Annotated in this window: 21 protein-coding genes; all 21 read right to left on the bottom strand. The window is 36.6% G+C overall.

What is annotated here, in order from left to right; genetic code table 11:
- Window positions 1–28: 28 nt before the first annotated feature.
- The 21 genes from A9Q68_RS01180 to A9Q68_RS01080 all read right to left on the bottom strand — a co-directional run bounded on the left by A9Q68_RS01180 (window position 29) and on the right by A9Q68_RS01080 (window position 18,945).
- On the bottom strand, window positions 29–1,741 hold the full coding sequence (locus A9Q68_RS01180) for a DNA topoisomerase 3 (protein WP_071792835.1): 1,713 nt from the start codon (window positions 1,739–1,741) through the stop codon (window positions 29–31).
- Window positions 1,742–1,834: 93 nt separating this feature from the next.
- Window positions 1,835–2,836 carry a nucleotidyl transferase AbiEii/AbiGii toxin family protein gene (locus A9Q68_RS01175; RefSeq protein ID WP_071792834.1) on the bottom strand — a complete coding sequence of 334 codons (1,002 nt, stop codon included), beginning with the start codon at window positions 2,834–2,836 and terminating at the stop codon, window positions 1,835–1,837.
- Window positions 2,837–2,838: 2 nt separating this feature from the next.
- Window positions 2,839–3,438, bottom strand: coding sequence for a DUF6088 family protein (locus tag A9Q68_RS01170; protein ID WP_071792833.1), 600 nt, complete (start codon window positions 3,436–3,438; stop codon window positions 2,839–2,841).
- 86 nt (window positions 3,439–3,524) lie between these two features.
- A complete protein-coding gene (locus A9Q68_RS01165; protein ID WP_071792832.1) occupies window positions 3,525–5,060 on the bottom strand; it encodes a CD1107 family mobile element protein in 1,536 nt (511 codons plus the stop codon).
- Window positions 5,035–5,274, bottom strand: a complete 240-nt coding sequence (locus tag A9Q68_RS01160; protein WP_071792831.1) for a conjugal transfer protein — start codon at window positions 5,272–5,274, stop codon at window positions 5,035–5,037. The genes A9Q68_RS01165 and A9Q68_RS01160 overlap by 26 nt, the downstream gene beginning before the upstream one ends.
- Window positions 5,275–5,286: 12 nt before the next feature.
- A complete protein-coding gene (locus A9Q68_RS01155) occupies window positions 5,287–7,410 on the bottom strand; it encodes a CHAP domain-containing protein (protein WP_071792830.1) in 2,124 nt (707 codons plus the stop codon).
- A 5-nt stretch (window positions 7,411–7,415) separates the two neighbouring features.
- Window positions 7,416–9,848 (bottom strand): VirB4-like conjugal transfer ATPase, CD1110 family, encoded by a 2,433-nt coding sequence (locus A9Q68_RS01150; protein WP_071792829.1) that lies wholly within the window; start codon window positions 9,846–9,848, stop codon window positions 7,416–7,418.
- Complete coding sequence (locus A9Q68_RS01145; RefSeq protein WP_071792828.1) at window positions 9,745–10,149, bottom strand: PrgI family protein; 405 nt, start codon at window positions 10,147–10,149, stop codon at window positions 9,745–9,747. The genes A9Q68_RS01150 and A9Q68_RS01145 overlap by 104 nt, the downstream gene beginning before the upstream one ends.
- Before the next feature lie 3 nt (window positions 10,150–10,152).
- Window positions 10,153–10,413: a hypothetical protein gene (locus A9Q68_RS01140; RefSeq protein WP_071792827.1), complete on the bottom strand. Its 261-nt coding sequence runs from the start codon at window positions 10,411–10,413 to the stop codon at window positions 10,153–10,155.
- A gap of 14 nt (window positions 10,414–10,427) precedes the next feature.
- Window positions 10,428–11,291: a VirB6/TrbL-like conjugal transfer protein, CD1112 family gene (locus A9Q68_RS01135; protein ID WP_009529533.1), complete on the bottom strand. Its 864-nt coding sequence runs from the start codon at window positions 11,289–11,291 to the stop codon at window positions 10,428–10,430.
- A gap of 11 nt (window positions 11,292–11,302) precedes the next feature.
- Complete coding sequence (locus tag A9Q68_RS01130) at window positions 11,303–11,518, bottom strand: Maff2 family mobile element protein (RefSeq protein ID WP_071792826.1); 216 nt, start codon at window positions 11,516–11,518, stop codon at window positions 11,303–11,305.
- A gap of 3 nt (window positions 11,519–11,521) precedes the next feature.
- Window positions 11,522–11,833 carry a single-stranded DNA-binding protein gene (locus A9Q68_RS01125; RefSeq protein ID WP_071792825.1) on the bottom strand — a complete coding sequence of 104 codons (312 nt, stop codon included), beginning with the start codon at window positions 11,831–11,833 and terminating at the stop codon, window positions 11,522–11,524.
- A 155-nt stretch (window positions 11,834–11,988) separates the two neighbouring features.
- Window positions 11,989–13,773, bottom strand: coding sequence for a VirD4-like conjugal transfer protein, CD1115 family (locus A9Q68_RS01120; protein ID WP_071793704.1), 1,785 nt, complete (start codon window positions 13,771–13,773; stop codon window positions 11,989–11,991).
- Window positions 13,766–14,497 (bottom strand): phage antirepressor KilAC domain-containing protein, encoded by a 732-nt coding sequence (locus A9Q68_RS01115; RefSeq protein ID WP_071792824.1) that lies wholly within the window; start codon window positions 14,495–14,497, stop codon window positions 13,766–13,768. The genes A9Q68_RS01120 and A9Q68_RS01115 overlap by 8 nt, the downstream gene beginning before the upstream one ends.
- Window positions 14,494–14,979: a PcfB family protein gene (locus A9Q68_RS01110; RefSeq protein WP_071792823.1), complete on the bottom strand. Its 486-nt coding sequence runs from the start codon at window positions 14,977–14,979 to the stop codon at window positions 14,494–14,496. The genes A9Q68_RS01115 and A9Q68_RS01110 overlap by 4 nt, the downstream gene beginning before the upstream one ends.
- On the bottom strand, window positions 14,976–15,815 hold the full coding sequence (locus A9Q68_RS01105) for an ATP-binding protein (RefSeq protein WP_447444103.1): 840 nt from the start codon (window positions 15,813–15,815) through the stop codon (window positions 14,976–14,978). Before A9Q68_RS01105 ends, A9Q68_RS01110 begins: the two co-directional genes overlap by 4 nt.
- A gap of 8 nt (window positions 15,816–15,823) precedes the next feature.
- A complete protein-coding gene (locus tag A9Q68_RS01100; RefSeq protein ID WP_071792821.1) occupies window positions 15,824–16,588 on the bottom strand; it encodes a replication initiator protein A in 765 nt (254 codons plus the stop codon).
- 117 nt (window positions 16,589–16,705) lie between these two features.
- Window positions 16,706–17,548 carry an AraC family transcriptional regulator gene (locus tag A9Q68_RS01095; RefSeq protein ID WP_071792820.1) on the bottom strand — a complete coding sequence of 281 codons (843 nt, stop codon included), beginning with the start codon at window positions 17,546–17,548 and terminating at the stop codon, window positions 16,706–16,708.
- Between the two features lie 119 nt (window positions 17,549–17,667).
- Window positions 17,668–18,285: an SAP domain-containing protein gene (locus A9Q68_RS01090; protein WP_071792819.1), complete on the bottom strand. Its 618-nt coding sequence runs from the start codon at window positions 18,283–18,285 to the stop codon at window positions 17,668–17,670.
- Window positions 18,286–18,313: 28 nt separating this feature from the next.
- On the bottom strand, window positions 18,314–18,634 hold the full coding sequence (locus tag A9Q68_RS01085) for a TfoX/Sxy family protein (RefSeq protein WP_071792818.1): 321 nt from the start codon (window positions 18,632–18,634) through the stop codon (window positions 18,314–18,316).
- 29 nt (window positions 18,635–18,663) lie between these two features.
- The gene (locus A9Q68_RS01080; protein ID WP_071792817.1) at window positions 18,664–18,945 is read right to left on the bottom strand and encodes a CD1845 family protein; all 282 of its coding nucleotides are present in this window, start codon (window positions 18,943–18,945) and stop codon (window positions 18,664–18,666) included.
- Window positions 18,946–18,983: the final 38 nt, after the last annotated feature.

Genomic DNA, 18,983 nt, shown 5'->3' with positions numbered 1-18,983 from the left:
ACAAGATAATCTCTCATTCCCTTAAAACTTACTTTCTATATTTTTCTATTGTCTTTTTAATCTCAGCTTCAATTTCTTTTAGAAACTCGTCCTTACTTGCCTTTCCCTGTGCAATATCCGATAGCTTCATTTCCCACTCAGCCGTTGTCTTTGCAGACTTAAATGTATCCTCAACAATGGTTACAAGGCTTATTCCTTTATGGGTAGCAACAAGATTTTTCTTATCTCTTTCGACAAATCCTTTAAGGATTAAGTTTTCAATAATCCCTGCTCTTGTTGCCGGAGTGCCAAGTCCTTTTCTTTCCACCTCTACACCTTTTTCTAAGGCATCATTTCCTGCAATCTCCATAGACTTTAAGAGCGTATCTTCCGTAAAGTGTTTCGGAGATTGGGTAAATTTTTCTTTAAACTCTTTATTTTCAATGCTTATAATATCGCTAAAGCTTACATCAGGAAGCTCCATGTCCTCATCTTTTTTCGCCTTATATTCTTTCAAATACTTAGTAAAGCCCTCGTCCTTAATTACCTTACCGGTACTCGTAAATTCAAAGCCGTCAAATTCAGCCACAATCTTTGTTGTGTTTTCCACTAAAGGATAGCCCACACTTGCGTGAAGCTTATTGGAAATAAGCCTATATACCTTTGCTTCACTCTCAGGAATGCCCGATAAATTTTCACTCAGCGAGCTTATTGTCGGGATAATCGCATGATGATCCGTAACCTTTTTAGAGTTAAATACCGTCTTGATACGCCCTGTGTCAAAGTCATTTTTGCCCAAAATGTTATTGACGGTACTTGTAATCATATCTTCGGTAAGGCATCTGCTGTCTGTTCTTGGATAGGTAATCAGTTTTTTCTCATACAGACTTTGGGCATAATCAAGTGTCTGCTTGGCACTATATCCGAAATACTTATTGCACTCTCTTTGAAGTGTTGTCAGGTCAAATGGCAACTCTGGCTTTGTTATCTTTTCTTTCTGTATGACATCAGTTATTTCAATCTTATCACCAACTAAATTTAAAAGCTGTTTAGCAGCAACCTTATCATCAATTCTGTCTGTTGATAGTGTAAAACCATTTGTAGAAAGCTCTACTGTATAGTATTTTTCTTTTTTAAAGTTTGCTATCTCGTCATCTCGTTTTACAATCATGGCAAGAGTAGGTGTTTGTACTCTTCCAACACTGTAATTTTGCTTGTATAGGCAAGAATAGAGCCTGCTGATGTTCATTCCGACAAGCCAGTCTGCAATGGCTCTTGCCTGTGCCGATTCAAAAAGATTGTCATAGTCCTTTCCGTCTTTTAGATTATCAAAGCCCTCTTTAATGGCACTATCTTCCATAGATGAAATCCATAAACGCTGCATTTTCTTTTTACAATTAGCTTCGTTATATACAAGTCTAAAAATGCTCTCTCCTTCACGACCTGCATCGCAAGCATTGATAACCATATCAATCTCTTTATCATTCATCAGCTTTTTAATGATGTTAAACTGCTTCTTAGTTGATTTAGCAACTTCATACTTGTAGTCGCTTGGGATAATCGGTAAATCAGCCATATTCCACTTCGCATACTTTTCATCATAGCTGTCCGGATTTGCCATCTGAATTAAGTGTCCAACGCACCAAGATACTTTGTATCCATTTCCCTCATAATATCCGTCCTTTTTATTTTTCGCTCCGATAACCTTCGCGATAGATATGGCTACGCTCGGTTTTTCTGCTATCACAAGTTTTTGTTCCATGTATATTTTCCCTCCTGTTTCAATAAAAAAGAGCGAAAGATTTTACTCTCTCGCCCTACACTTTGCACCAAATATTGTATTATTTTTGGTGCATTATTTAATTTTGTGAATTTCTTTTTCCAGTTCAAGCACTGAATTCATCAGCTCTTCAAAACTCGGATATTCGCCAAAGAACATCTCAGTCATATTTTTATAGTCTTCTTTAATTTCCTTTAGGCGATACTCATCAGGCATAAGCCTGATTGTTTCAGTTGTAGCTTCTTCATATTTTGCCCATTTCCTCGGATAGAATTTCTGCTTAAACTGAACAACTTTTTCAAGAAGCTCATAGCTCTTAAATGCCCTGTCTTTATATGGCGAATTTGCAATGCACACTAAATCATAATAGTGTCTTGCATATCTTTTAGGTATTGCAAGCTCTTCAGGTCTATTTGCTTCGTGATGAAGGATAGTCGCTTTCTCCCAGAATGTTCTTTCAGGAAGAACGGTTCTTACTTTTATAAAATCTCCATCAAAGAGCATAGGATATATTTTTTGTATATCAGGCACAATATGAACTGCTTCCGATGGTGTCCAAGCTGCAAGTGTTCCAATCTCAAGTCTTACTGCCTGCACCACATATGAAGACTTAAATGCTTTCGGATATTCAAACAATACTGTCTGCGGGTCGCTTTCATCTATTCTTATATGAAACTCCTCATCAAGCATATCTCTAAAATCACTTTCCAACTGAGGAACAAATTCATTTTTTAGAAAGTCTTCCGTCTTTTGATTGGACTCTTTATTAAATTTATCTTGCTTTGTGTTGGAGCGTTTTTGCCACGGTTCATCAAAGCTATATCCGATTACCCTCCAGTCAAGGATTAAATCAATATCTTCTGAAAATCTTTGAATTAAATTGAAGCATTTTGAAAGACTTGTACCACCCTTAAAGGTAAAAGCCTCTTTCCATTTACACTTAGAGAAAAGATAATTAAGGACAAAGCATACCCAGTAATCTTTTTCAAGAATTACCTCATTTACACCGATTTTCAAGGAAGCGTTTTTGATAACTTGCTCCAATTCATTTTTTGACATCTTTTTGTATTCAAACATTTCTACACCTCTGAGATTTTCTTAATAATGCCATATACCCAGGCACTTGTAGTTTTACTATCTGCAAGCAGTTCCGACTTTTCTTTTTCGGATAATTTTTCCCGTAGATAATCGATCTGCTTTGAAGTGATTTTGTCTTTTCCGATTGCCTTAATTGACTGTATCACCATTGAAGTCAAGGTTGACATTTTGGAAATGTCTCCATTATTTCTACGCTTAAATTCGATTGTTGCATTACCGAAACTGAAACTGGCATATCTTCCGTCTGATATATATGTCCACTTTGCCGGTACTTGCGTAGATAAACCTAATAAATTAAGAGCCGTATTGCCCGATGGAGCAATCGTCCAGTTATATTTTCTGGCAATGGCATTCGCAACTTCATTCACGGACGGTGCTTCATACTCTCCGATCAGTTCTATATATTTCGGCTTATAGTAGATGCCTTTCATAATGCGGATAATCTCTTTATCTTCTACCAGACGATTTAATGTACTGCGAACCGTTTCATATCCTGCAATATCAAAAAAATCATTTACGATAAAAACCTGATTGGACTCAAAACTTTCTATCCTGTCTAGTATTTTCTGCTTATAATTCACCTGATATGCCACCTCCTTTGCACCAAATATTATATAATATTTGGTGCAAATAGTCAATGGCAGCAAATCTCACAACACTTTATACATTAAATTTCTTCTGTTTCAGAAGCTTCACTTTCCTCATACTCTTCGGCTTCTGAGAAAAAATCGTCATCTTCTTCAAGATTTTCAAGTTCCTCTTTCTCTTTGTTCTTTACAACCTTGAAATAATATCCGCCACCTAAAGCACCTGCTACTACAAGAGCCAAAAGGATATATGTGCCTAAATCACTCTTTTCTTCTTTTTTCTCAGGCTTTACTTCTTCCTTAGTCGGCTCCTCTTTGGTAATCTCCTGTTTCGGTGTTTCTTTCTTTTCAACCATATTTAGAAGATCGTCTTCAGATACTTCCGTTAAAAGCATTACATTCTCACTATCCTCATCGTGGTTGATGATGAGATGAAAGGTCTTACCATTTTTCGTTTGAAATGTAATGAACTGCCTTGCATCGGCTGAATACATATCAACTTCCTTTTCATCTCCATGATGAATTGGATAGTCCTTATTTGCATTATCCTTATTTTCCGTAACACTCCCTCTTGCCTTTGAAGGTGCTGAAGCTACTCCCTTATTAGTATTTACAGTCTTGTTTGAACTATCCATATATGAGTTCTGACTGTTATTAGCAGGAGCCTTTGGTGTCAATTTATTCGGATAGCGAACTTCCTTTTCTTTCTCCTTTGCTTCTGTTTTACCTGTATCCTTTGTAGTATTCCCTGAGCTTACTGTATCAGATGAACCTTTACCTGAACTACTTATAGAGGTCTGTGGTGTTTGAGAAGAAATACCTGAATTTGTCTTAATACCGGAAATAGGACTAATAGGTGTAACTGACTGAGATGTTGCAGGAGCTTTATTTGTTTCTATAGCCTTTTTCTCAAGCTCTTTCACCTTTTCAGATAGCTTATCTATCTCCTTTTTCATATCTTCCGATAAGTCTTTATTCCACTTATCTTTTTTTGCTTTCTCTTTAAGACTTTCAATCTCAACTTCAAGGTCTTTGATTTTTTCTTTCTGCTTATCACTTAACTTGTCTTTGTCCTTGATTTCGCCATTTAATTTATCAAGTTTATCCTGAAGTTCTTTAGCCTCTTTTTCTATCTTGGAAATATCGTCTTTAGAAAGCTCCGTCTGTGTGCCTTTATTTTCAGTTTTTGGAGTTTCTGTTTGCGTACTTTCGTCCTGCTTTGGTTTCTCTTCTTCCGTCTGAGTTTCCTTATCCTTAACTTCTATCTTTGCTACCTTACGGATAATCTCATCCTTTCCATCGCCCTTTACTTCATAGAATAGAAATTCATCAATGAATTTCATATCATCAGGAAGCATTGGAAGATCTCCGCTATCAAGAAGCTGTCCTTTCTCTGCCTTAATCTTTTCTTCCTTAAATACCTTTTCATCTTCAAAAATATACTTTACATTTACTTCCACTTCCGTTTGGACAGCCTTATCACTTGTAGGCATATCCGATACCTTTTGTTCCTGAGCATACACCACTGTCCAAAGTCCTAAAATACAGCTAATACTTACAATTACTGCAAGTGCTGCTGTCCAAAATTTATTATTCTTTTTCAAACTGGTTTTCATTTGTCCTCTCCTTTTTCAGTTCTGCTTTTTCTCTGTTTACCTTTGCCATCAAATCACTGATTGTGATGTTGTTCTTTTTGCAAATTGCTATGATTTCCTCATTTTCAAGTTCTTCCTCACGAATAAATAAAGGCTCCAATTCTTCATCAATCAGAGCCTTTTTATCCTTTAACTTCCTTATTCTATTTTTAATTACTGTCAGTTCTTTTTTCACATTGTTCCCTCCTTATCTATTTACATTCGGCGGAAAACCGAAGCCTACCGGATGATGTTTACAAAAAGTCGCAATCCAATCGTCTACAGTGGTTACTCTTATATGACCGATATTATCAATTACCTTTCCGTCTCCGATGTAAATACCTACATGACCATAGGTAAGTCCTGCCGTGCTTCCGCTACTACTGCTTTCCACTGCAACAAGCATTCCCACTTTTAGCTTTGACCTGTCTGATGTAAAAGTATAGTTTCGATACATATCATTGGCATTTCCTCCGATATATCCAAGCCCCGCATTTTGATAGACCTGTGATACCCACATGGCACACCAGCCAGGACCAGGCGATGGAGTAATAAAGGCGGCATCTACAATTTTCTTTTGCACCTCGCTTGAAGCTTCGTATTCAGCACCATTACCTACACCTCCAAGAGAATTTAACAGGTCGGTATTACCGAAGATTTCCGCCATATTTCCTTGAGCAAGGAATAAGGCTTCATAGTGTTTCAGATTGTCGGGATACTCAGCAAAGACTTCCCTTATAATGCTGTCCATCTCTTTTTTATCGAGGGTTACAATAAGCTTTTTATACTCATAAGGCTCTTCATGACTTTCGGTATACTCATTTCCATCTTCATCGATATAAGTTTCCGTAACTGTCCTATATCTGATTTCAATCTCTTCATCGTAGGAAAGCTTATACATATCATTAAAAAGCCCATCCAAAATTCCTCGAACTTCCGAAAGATTTTTAACTTCCCCAAACCTTGCCGTGATATACGATAAAAGCTCATGGACATTGTGTCCGATAAAGCCGTTCTGATTGACGATGTATTCGTCATATCCGGGATAATCACTTTCGACATTTTCGATTTTGTCGTACAAATCATTTTCAAGACCTGAGAAATACTGATTTATCCCTTTTAGCTGTTCCTCACTTGACAAATAAGAAGTCGTTAAAACGCTACTTGTAGAGTTCACAACTCCCGACATTGCTCCGCCTGAAAACTGAATGACGAATGTTCCAAGAAAAATAATCCCAAACAGAATAAGCAAGACACCCTTCGCCTTTTTAACAATCATCTCCTTAGAGCCTTTCAGTGTATCAATCACGCCTTTTTTAATTCTGTCTCTGATTCTTGTCTGATTGTTGCCGTTTATGGCAGCTTTCATCTGCTTTCTCTTTTGGAATTTCTTATATGCCGAAGCCTTTTTATATTCATCATTCTTTTTAAGTTCCTCTTTGGCTTCCCGAAATTCAAGCTTTGACTTTTTCTTTCGTACACGAAGGCTGTTTTCAGATAAGTCGTAGGACTTTTTCATTCTTCTTTTATCCGAATAATTCTTAATTCCGTGAATGAGCTTAGATGATGTATCAAGCCCTTTTTCGGCAGCTTCTACACCTTTATTTTCATCACTTCCTGTAGATAAATAGCGACTTGCCACATCACTTGCCCTTGCAACGGATACAGCACTTGCTCCAAGCAAAGTTTCTTTATTATGGCGGTTATAGAATCTATTTTTCTTTGCTCTATCTTCTGCGACCTTTTTACAGCTTGAAGCCTTGGTGCTTTCTTCCGTCTTTGAAATGGTATCCTTTATGGTTTTATCTTCTGCTCCTTTTCTTGTAAAAATATCATCAGAATAATTCTTGCGTTTAATCGCTTTCTTCTGCATTTCATGAAGCTTAGACTTCTTGTTTGATAAAGGTTCATAGGATATTTCACTATCTCTAAAGTCGGTATCATATCTGTCTGCTACGCCATCTCCGTCCTGGTCTTTGGCAAGCGGATCGTAAATACGATTTTCTTTGACTTCCGTTTGATAATCCGATGTTGCCGATACTTTTTTACTGCCGGTTTCAGATTTTGCTTCAGCACTCTTAAGATTTCGCTTAATGGCGTTTTTGCTTTTATTACTTAGGCTTGTATCAGAGGCTTCAGTAATTCTCTTACTTTCCTTTTCATGAAGCTTCTCGTCAAATCTGTTCTCATCTTTAGTTAACTTATTCCTATAGTCATCCCCGACCTTTCGTTTACTGCCTAAACTGTCAAATAAAGAATCATTACCTGAAACACTCGCTTCTTCTTTTGCTTTTATCCTTTCATTCAAGTCTCGCTTTCTTTTTTTGCTCATAGACACTACCTCATTTCTTCAGGCTTCGTTGTCATTTTCTGATAGAGGATTGTGTCTTTCGGGAAGTTGTCTACAAAGGGAACAATGGTATTCCCAAAGAAAATAAGCCCCTCGCCTGCTCTTGAATTGGTAACGAATTTCTCCTGGTCTTTTGAGATTTTAAGCTTTACTACAAGCCAATCTCTATCGCCGGTTGCCTGATTCAGCATCAGGATAAAATCCGTATTGTCAAAGATATTTTCAATCTCTTTACTGGCAAGAAGATCCTTTACATTCTGCGTAATTCCTGTCGGGATACCACCCCATTTACGAAACCTCTTCCAGATTTCCACAGAATACTGCGAAGTCTGCTCATCTTTTAAAAGCAAGTGGAACTCATCAATGTAATATCTTGTGCTTTTTCCGGTATTTCTATTTCTTGAAACCTTGTTCCAGACCTGATCTTGAATGACAAGCATTCCTATCTTTTTAAGCTGCGTTCCAAGCTCCTTAATATCAAAACAGATAAGCTGTTTATCTAAGTCCACATTAGACTGATGATTAAAGACATTAAGAGAGCCTGATACATAGATTTCCATCTCCGTTGCAAGCTTTTTACCGACTTTTTCTTCCTGGTTTTTTAGCATATCGTATAGGTCTTGTAAAATAGGCATATTTTTTGGTTCGGGTTCATTAAAATACTTTTCATAGATTTTAGGTAAGCACCTATCTATAACGGACTTTTCTTCTGCTGTAAGTCCGCTTCCTCCAACTACAAGTTCAAGCATACTCATAATGAAGTTTGCCTTATCCTTGAGCGGTGCATCTCCATCTCCGTAGTTCATGTTTATATCAAGGGGATTGAGAAAGTCCTTACTCTTGGCACTGACCTTAATAACCTCGCCGTTAAACTGTTTAACGAGGTTTCCATACTCTCCCTCGGGATCACAGATAATAACATCATCGTCCGTTGTTAAAATGGCATTTGCCATTTCTCTTTTTGCCGCAAAAGATTTACCTGAGCCCGGTGTTCCAAGTATTAAGCCGTTTGGATTTTTAAGCTTTTTTCTATCTGCCATAATAAGGTTATGACTTAGAGCATTCAACCCATAATAAAGGCTGTTGCTTGAGTTAATGAAAAGCTCTTCTGTTGTAAACGGTAAGAATACGGCAGTAGATGATGAGGTAAGTCCTCTATCTATTTCAACTTTGTTTACTCCAAGCGGAAGTACACTCACAAATCCCTGCTCTTGACTATGGTCTAAGCGTTTCAGCTTGCAGTTGTGTCTGCTTGCAATTGATGAAATCTGTGAAAGTGTCGAGTCAAGCTTTTGCACTGTCCTTGCAAAATTCATAAAGACAATCGTAACGATAAACATACGCTCATCTCTTGTTTGTAAATCCTTTAGAAGCAGCTTGATATTATCCCCGTAAGTGATAAGGTCGCTTGGAAGTATATCCATATCATAGCCTGATCGAACCGCCTTTTTGTTCTCCTCGATTTTCATCTTGTCGATGTCGGTATTCTTCCTTTTAACCATCTTGATGGCTTCCGTCTGCTCAACCGCTTTGATATGAAAGGAAATATTGATGTTGTCATCTATATCTAAAAACTCTGCAAGCATTCTGTCCGAAAGCTCACTTGCAAGGATTTGAAGATGACTGACGGCTCCGATGAATTTACCGAACTTAAAGTGTTTACTTGGGATAAAGTTAAAGCTATCCGGTGTAATTACCGTCTTTGTGCTTTCCCTTGGCTTTAAGTCTTTGTAGGAAAAAGAAAAGAGCTTATCGGGATTTAATATATCGTGTAAGACTTTCAGTCTTTCTTCTCCCGTTAAGCCCTCGGCTCTAACTCCCATATTTTTTAGATTGGACAGAATATCAAGCTCCAGTCTTTCAAGCTTTACCGTAGCCTGTTCTAAATTATCCGCTTCTACCCCAAAAGTGATATATTTGGATTTTTTAAGTCCGTTATTACCCTTGGCAAGCTGACTTTTAAGCATTTCACGAAACTCAAGGCGAATATCGTCATATCCGTCATTTTTATCGGGAATTTGAATGGCAGCTTTCAGTTCATTATTTCTGCCAAGCTGATTGATATATGAAAACTCAATATCCACACTTGGATCAAATGAATTTAAGACATTAGCAAACTGGTTAAAGATAAGGTCTTTATCTTCCTCTAAGGCAAGCTGATAGTTAATATCCTGAAAGGCAATGCACTTATTAAAATGCTTTTCATCAAGCTGACAAATACCGCTTTTTAGCATTCTAAGATATGGAATGGTGTCTTCAACCGTAAATCTTTTTGCTTCTTTTTTTAGGATAAGGTCAAGAAAAAATTTATTTTTCTTAACCTTTCCCATCTTGTCGCTTCTTAGATTTTTCTTGTTTTGTGCCAAGATTTTTTGATTTTTGTCTAAGCTTATCTGCTGTATTTTTCTTTTCTTGTTCAAGGTAAACCTCCTTTCTCACTCTCTTACCTGGCTGATAAAATTTATGCAAATAGATGTACTTAAAGTATTTTTCAAATGTCAGTCCGTCCTTTTCAAACAGCGTTATAAAAAAGATTGGCAAGGTCGCTACAATCAGGAAAATAACCGCTATATCGTTCGGCACAAACTTTCTCATAAAAAGATAAGTAGGAATGCCTACAAGTGCCGCTACCGAAAATCCGATAAGCTGTCTTCTTGTTAAATTGAAAGCCACCTTTGTCTTAACTTTCTTTAAATCTTTTGGGATTGGTACATACGCCATAGCTTACCTCCCACAGTTTCTGATATTTTCTATTTCCTCAAAATGCTCATAGACAGTGCCGATTTCATCTATTATATCTTCAAGCTCCTCTGCCACTATTTTGCTGTGGCGATTTAGAAAGTCATTTTCCACGCTTTGAAACATTTTGATGTCGGAAATTTCTCTTTTAATCTTCTTTCTGAACCTCTTTTCGGAAACAGCAGCCGTTACAATTCCAATAAGTGAAACTGCCGCAATACCGTACATACAAATATTTTTTCTCATATATTTTTTCCTCCTTAATGTGCATTCATCACGCTTTTAGCAAGTGTTCCGCTCTTTAGAAGCATTAAGCCAAGCAACACCGAATAGCCAAGTACGGCAAAGATGCTTGCATGAATATCTGTAATTTCTATCGTTTTTATTAGAACGGCGTATATGCCGAAGCAAACCATTAAAAACAGTCCCTGTAATCCAAGTGCGAACAAACCTTTTATATAATTATTTCCAATTTGCCCCCACTCTTTATTTCCCATTGTGGCAAATGGTATTGCGGAAACTGATGCGTAGATATATATCTCAAACATTCTTCCGTAAACCACAAGCATAATGACGATTGAAACCGCCTGTATTGCCAGTTTTACCATTGATGTTTCAAGAAGTATGCCGAGCAGCTCTCCTAAGCCTTTTTCTTTTAAGCCATCTACCATCGCCACAATTTCATCTCCGGTAACAACAGCAGAAGTGTTAATCACTCCTGCTGCCTTGTTTACCAGATTTTGTGCGACATCAAATACCGCCATCGAAAAATCAAAGGCGTGAGATACAAGCCATACGGCAATCCACATCTTGATGATGTATTTAAAGAACTCGAAAGTATCCGTGTCGTGCATATTGTTCTTTTGCATAACCATATTGATGAGTTCAATGCAAAGCACTGCCGTAATAATCAACCCTGCAATCGGGATAATCACAGAGTCGTTTATGCTTTTGATAAAGCTAAATACTTCCGAGTTCCAGCCCATAGGCGTTTGTCCCACATCCGTTGCCATCTTTCCGACTTGATTGTTAATGTCAAGGAACATATCTTCCAAGTTTGCCTGGATTCCGCCGAGCAGAAGATCTTTGAAAAACTCTTCTATCTTGTCGAAAATCCCAAACATAGGCTATCTCCTTACTTTAAGACATTTGCAAGAAGTGGGATAAGCTTAAGTCCGATAAGGACAATACCTCCGCCCGCCATCAATTGCTTGATACCCTGAGACTTCGCTCCAGGATTGTCGTTACCATAACCTTCCATCAGGTTAATACCCCCCCATGCTCCAAGTCCTGCTCCTACTGCCATAACTAAAATCTTTAATACATTTACTGCCTGTGCGAAAAATTCCATGATTTATTCCTCCTCGTTCTCTTCTTTCTTTTCGATTTTGTTGCAAGACATTACAATGAAATTTTTATAAGTCTTGCCATTTTTAACTCTTTTACTGAAGTAGCCATAGATGTGAATGAAGTCATCCTCCTTAAACTCTTTGACTGCCTCTGCCTTATCGCCATAAGCGGCACAGTTGATATACTCTTTTCCTTTGCCATATCCTTTAGCAAGAGTAAAGTTTACAACCTGTACCTCTTTGTCATCTTTCATGAAGCTTCCAAAAGTCGGCTCCTTGATGAGATTGGCGTTAATATTAATCATTTCTTTATTCATTTTTTCCTCCAAAATTAAAAAAGCGACTGAAAAATTCTTCTCAATCGCAAAGTGTTTATTCTATAAAATTTTCTCTTAAAAGTGGGACTTCTTATCCTTATCATCTTATCCTCCTGATTTCTGATATGAAAAAAGCAGCAAATCTTTTTTTAGACTTACTGCATTCTGGTAATAACGGTTTCGCCGTTCATTTTTACTTTTCCTCTTCGCTTGATGTAATTTTCTATGTCAAACAAATTCTTCTTGTCATAGTCCTCAAGGAGCTTATAGTTCTTATGCTTTGTAATATCAAATTTATCTGAAAGAAAAGGTCTTACACCTCGAAGCTGAAAGATACATTTGCTTCCGTCCATTACGGTTATCTCATCTTGACTCATCAGCTCCTTACCTGTCTTTTGATAGTTAAGTCCAAAGCTCTTTTGATTGCTCCTTGTTTCTGATGTATTGTAAAGGTCTATCGTTTCTTTACCAAGCGTTTCGGAAAGCTCTTTAAGTGTAGTTTTCTCTTTTCCACCGAGAAACAAGGTACTATCACAGTTACCTGCAATAGTATCGGCATTATCCTTATAGATTGCCTTTAGCTGAGATTGTGCCTGTAAGATAATACTTGCTGAAATCTCTCTACTTCTGATTGTGGCTATGAGCTTCTCAAACTTTGGAATTAAGCCGATATTTGCAAACTCATCAAGTAGGCATCTCACATGAACAGGAAGTCTACCTCCGTACTCATCATCTGCCTTATCACATAAAAGATTAAATAGCTGTGAATACATAATAGACACTACAAAGTTAAAGGTATCATCGGTATCGGAGATAATAACAAAGAGTGCTGTTTTCCTATCTCCAAGTGTATCAAGCTCAAGTTCATCTTCACTCATCAAGTCCCTAAGTTCCTGAATATCAAAGGGAGCAAGCCTTGCACCACATGATATAAGAATAGACTTCGCCGTTTTTCCCGCAGCCAATTTGTATTTTTTATATTGCTTTACTGCAAAGTGTGTAGGTTCTTTCTTTTCAAGTGCTTCAAAGAGCCTATCTATCGGATTCATATAGGTTTCGTCATCTTCTCTGACTTCGGAAGCGTCTATCATATCAAGGAGTGTTGCAAAGTTCTTTTCTTCTCTTGGAGCTTCATAGAAGATGTATCCTATAAGGGCTGTGTAGTAGAGTTTTTCGGCTTTCACCCAAAAATCCTCACCTGCTTTTTCTCCCTCTCCTTTCGTATTTGCAATGATTGTCTGTACCAATTTCAGAATATCTTTCTCAGAACGAATATAGGCAAAAGGATTGTATTTCATACTCTTTTTGAAGTTAATGGTATTTAAGATTTTAATCTCATATCCATTGTCTTCAAGCATCTTGCCACATTCAAGGATTATCGTTCCTTTCGGATCGGTTACGCAATAGCTACTGTGCATCTGCATAAGGTTCGGTTTTACATAAAATCTTGTCTTACCACTTCCTGATCCACCGATTACAAGTACATTCTTGTTTCTTGCATATTTCGGATTAGCAGGTCTGCCATTCATGGTTAATCGCTCTGTTTGGGTAAGTAAGATATTGTTTTGAAACTTTTCATCCATGTATGGCTCAATATCTTTCTTATTTCCCCATCTTGCTGAACCATACTCTTTTCCCTGTCTAAACTTTTTAGCATTTTTACCCTTAGTATAGACAATACATTTGATTAAAGCAGCTATAGCAATTCCCGTTAATATATCCATTGGGTGGACACTTGGAAAAAAGCTTATTGTGTTAAGCTCTAATATCCCCTGAAAGATTTTGTCGATAATATCGCCACCTACATAAGCTCTTATATGATGAGAAAAGATGTTGCCTATATAGAAAAATGCAAGATAGGGAATGTTCTGCTTTAGAAACTTCGCCTTATCCTGCACTTTGAACAAGCCTTTTATATCTTTTAGTATCTTATCAATCACAAGTATCATCACCTCCAATCAAGAGCAATAGAAAGTGTCTTCCTTTAGGTGTTACAAAGGTTTGAATACCAACCGCATCATTATCGTTTCTACACCATTCTTTAATTTCAAAATATCCTTTGTTGTTTTTAGCATAAGGAAGAAGCCTGTTTTTCTTATCCCGATAAATAAGCCCCTTATCTATCAGAAATTGAATGAATACCTTTTGCGGTATATGAAGCTCCTTTGCCGTATTCCTGAAATTAGTAAGCAAGTTATTATCCACCAGTTCATCAAAATACTTGGCTTTCGGTTCTAAATCCTCAATCACTTTCTCCTTTTCGGCAATGAGATTATTAGCAAGAAGCACCGCATTGGCGAGTATCTCTTCTTTTGATAAATTCTCTTGATTTCTGATATATCCGCCGTTTTTGCGAATGCTCGGAAGCACATCTTTTGTAACCCAACGCTTAAACTCTTTTGCTTGTGGCAACTTGGAAGAAAGGATAAGAGAATATAATCCTGACTCATTAATTATTATTGTTTCCTGAACTCTACCAATTCTGTCGATGAGTCCCTGTTTTAGGGAGTCATCTTTTTCTACATGCCTTTCTACTGCATTTAATGGTTTTACATATCCTAATTTTTCAGCAACTTCTTTCCCAATAAAGAAAAACTCACCGTCTTTTTCGATTACAGTGAGTTTCCCGAATTTCATATTTTCAAATGTTATTAAATTACTCATAAGCTCTGCTCCTTTTGCTTATTCTTAACTTTGTCTTTAGTAATAGTGTCTTTTGCCATCTCCTTGAATTTCTCAATATTTTTATGAATGGACTCTTTGGTTTTCTCCTTTTTCTCAATACAGGAAAGTACATTTTGAAAAGCCTTATTCATGACCTTAGTGTCTTTCGCCTGAAAGAATACCGAATGTGTTCCGGTCTCCTTATCTTTCATAACCGAAAATTTAACGCCGTGCTTATTCAGTTCTTTCTTCAGCTCCTTTAGTTCTTCGTCTTTAACATTCAACTCCTCAAGCTGTCCTTTCTTAACCATATCTTTAAGTTTTACTTCACTTCCCTCAGCCTTGATGAACTTATCAAATCCACCGAGCTTTTCTGCTTGCTGAAGCAATTTTTTCAGTATCTTGAATAATTCTTTTGCCGTAGCTTTGGCAAGCCTTACTTCCAAGTTTATGGCTTTGCTTGAAACTTCTTCGTTAATCAAGTTCTTTCACCTCCCTTTAGCAGTCTTTCCTTGCTTTGCTTTAACTTTTCTTTTTGTAGCCTCTTTCTGAAATCTTCTCCCATTACCTTAACGGGAATACACATCTCGATAATTCTTGAATAAATCCTCTCATATTCAACACCGTCATCTGAATTTTGTATTTTTTCGTAGGGTAAGTTTGTCGTGAAGATTGTCGGCTTTTGCTTTAGATAGCGACTGTTTACGATGTTATATACCTGTTCTTTGGCATAGCTTGTATCACGCTCAATTCCAAGGTCATCTAAGATAAGCACGGAAACATTGGTTAAGCTTTCTATATATTCGTTCTTATCTAAGTCAAATCCGCTCTTTTGTAGATCGTTAATTATCTGAGCAAAGTTTCTGATTTTGACCCTTATCATATATTCTTCAATAAGAGCATTTGCGATACAGCAGGCAAGATAGGTCTTTCCGCTTCCGACTGTTCCACAAAAGAGTAAGCCGATATTTTCTTTTTTCATCTGCTCGTATTCTTTTACATAATTTTTCGCTATGATATAGCTTTTGTCTTTCTCGCCCTTGTAGTTATCAAAGGTATAAGCCCATTGGCTCATTGAAATAAAGCAGCTTCTTTTAAGCCGCTCAATCTCTTGTTCCTTTTCTCTTTGCTTCTGTTTTTCAAATCTTTCCCTATCGCATTTGCAGTTATTTTTAAAGATAAATTTCATATCCATAAGGCTTTTAACTTCGCCATCTTTTCTTTCGTGGCAAGTTTTACAATAGGCGTGTCCGTCTTTCATATACTCCGTTTCAGGATCGAAGCTGTATCTAACGCCCTCGATTAAAATCTCAGCCATTTCTTTCATCACAAATAATCTCCCATCTCATAATCTTCTAAGCTATATGACTTAGCTTTATTTGTTTGCTTAATGCTTCCCCGGTCTTTATAGAACCAGGAAAGAATAGTTGCTTTGTGGTCTTTGTAGGTCTTTCCTGTGCTTTGAATGTAGGTTGAAAGCCTTTCAATATAATTATCAAATAGACTTTGTAATATCTCTTTTAGGTCTGTTACTTCAGCCTCTGTTAAAAAGACATTTTGAAATGTTCCATAAGTAGCTTTCCCTAAACTCATATCAGGATTACTATATTCAGTATTATTTCTATTAGGATTACTTCCGTGTACATTCTTCATTTCTTGAGGTGTAGTTTCTACACTTCTTAAGTGTAAATTCTTCACTTCTGAAGTGTAATTTTTACACTCACAGCGAAATACACTCATAAAGTCTTTAACATAGATAATGTTGGGCTTTCCAAGACCTCGTTTCTTTCTTTCGATAAGCCCTATACCTCCCGAGGTGCTATCAAGCTCATTAAGGATTTTGACTGCGGTCTTATTAGATCTTCCTAAAATCTCCATAATCTCTTCCACAGTGAAGATGATATATACTCTGTTTTCTTCATCAAGCCATTTATTCCTTAAAGACAGACTTGTTCGCTCCAAGAGACAAGCATACAAAATCTTTGCATCCGATGATAAGTTCTTAAACCTTTCATCAGTTACTATGATTTTAGGTAGCATATAGTAGCTGAAACGGTCTCCGTCCCGGTTATAAAAATAATCAAATTCCACTTCTCACACCTCCTCTCTTTTTAATTTTTTGCATAAGAAAAAGCGACTAAGATTTCTATTTCTTAATCGCCTTGTATCTTCAGTATTTAATCTTATTCAGCTCGACAAATTGGTTTTTTAAGCTTTAGTTATTGGAATCCAAAGTTCCATTTTGTAGTCGTTGCTATCCATATCGCCCTCATAATAATATTCAAAGTCAGGTTTTCCTGAATGAACATAGCCATGCTCAGGGAAAAAGACTTCCATCGCATATTTCCACCCGTTATGAATGCAATCCGGAACACTTCCTGTTAACTCTACAACGGCATACTCCGCTTCTTCCACTTCCAAAACATCTAAGCCCATGCTTCTTGCTTTGTCCGCGTCTGTAACAATATATCCTGCCATATAGTTTATTGTGCTTGGATTTTCCACATCATGACAAACACCTACAATCTGACCGCTTCCCAAACTTGCAAGTTCATCGAGGCTATATTTTTCATATAGCTTACCCCAAACACTCGGACATAGCGATGAACTGATGTTTTGTTCATTTACCCCTCCAACTGTAAATGCTTTTTTCTTTTGAATTGTAATATTCATACTTCTTCCTCCTCTTACACTTAATGCTAATTGCACTCGTGATACTAATTTAAACGGTTTCCCATTTCTTACCTCAGAAGGAGTAAATCCATGAAAATTCTTAAACGCTGTCCCAAATGAATCCGACGACTCATATCCGAATTTGAAAGCAACATCAATAATCTTTTCGTCCGTATCTCTTAAGATAACGGCAGCTTCTGTTAATCTTCTGCTTCTTAAATATTCTGAGAGCGTTGTTTTGGTCAGAATGGAAAACAAGCGACTGAACATTGAATACGAATATCCGGATAACTGAGTTACTTTCTTTTCGTCAATTTCATCATCAAGAACTGTTTCAAGATAATCAATCGTATTGTTAAACGACTTGATAATATTCACTTCGATCCCCCTTTCTTTCGGTTTATTTTAGTATAGAGGAAGATTTCTTTTCCTACCCTACAATATCCGTACAAATTTTATAGGTTTCATCTCATAGAAACTTATAACTTGGGATTTGTTTACTTATGGTACGCCTCTATTTTATCCTCATATTTTTTCAAAAGTTCCCGTGAATATATTTTTTCGTTTTTTGAATCTCTAACTTCTTTCCAAAGGATAGCTGCAGCTTTTAACTTGTTAGAATAATATTCGCTAAATTCATCTGTACAAAAATCTTTTAAAAATTGGTTCCATTGGCAAACTGAATTATCATATTTGGCATAGTCTGATTCTCCATAGTATATTTTAATCATATCTTGGATTGTAAATTTTATATCGTTATCCCTTTTTACTTTTCGCCAAGCTGTTGCCATATCAGCATTAAATTTAAACGAATTAACGCCTGTTACCACTGAAAAATAATCTCTAAATTTTTGGTTAAAAGAAAATCCGCATTCAAGTAACGGTGTATCTAATGTTACAACTTTGGATTGATTTTTGTTTCCTTTGCTCAAAAATTTTTCTATTCTATTTCCCTTAAAATATTGTTCTATAATATGATTCAGCTCTTGTTTTGTACATCTATACTCCAATCCAAGGGATTTACAAATTTGTGAAAGTTCGTCTCGATACCAGTAGTATCTGTTAAATTCTTCAAATGATTTTATATCTCGAAAATCAGGTCTATTCTCTTTCAAATGCTTACCTCTACAAGTTCTAATTTTATTATTTCTTTTTCTTGGGTTTAGGTGTTGGAAGCTCATCATACATTGAATTGAATAAGCCAGTTAGAAATTCTTTGTTATCTACATCATCTACCAACAGCATTTCCTTTGCTCCATCATAGGGTAACTCATACTTTGCATTCGGCATATATTCTATTGCAGATTTAACAGGCTTCACTAAAAATCTATCATCATAAATTCCACCAACAATTTTTCCACGATAATAAATTATATATTCACCCATCATTGCACGATATGTTATTTCTTCCAAATCGGGTAATTGTTCTAAAATAAAATCTAAATATTCTTTACTTGAAGCCATACTCTGAACCTCCAAAAATTTGAATTTGTCTACACCTCTTTAATCTTATCATTTATCAATTCAATAAACGCTATCACAGTTGCTCCTATCATCGGAAGTCCATAAGGACTAAATAGAAATCCAATAACCAAGCCTGATATACCTATCCCAACTTCTCCTTGAATGAAAGAAGCTATCGCTCCAAATATACAGAACATCATAACGATATACAGTAACGCTGTTCCTATACCAAGTAAGAATGTCAGAAAAGCAGTCAAAATTGATAAGACAAGACTAATCGGAAATAATATAATTTTTAATATCCATCGCATACACTACCTCTTTTTCTCTTCGGCTTATGTGCTACTTA

The organism is Streptococcus bovimastitidis, assembly GCF_001885095.1.
Classification (GTDB): domain Bacteria; phylum Bacillota; class Bacilli; order Lactobacillales; family Streptococcaceae; genus Streptococcus; species Streptococcus bovimastitidis.
The sequence above is the reverse complement of the archived record's forward strand: the minus strand, read 5'-3'. Positions and strand labels throughout refer to the sequence as shown.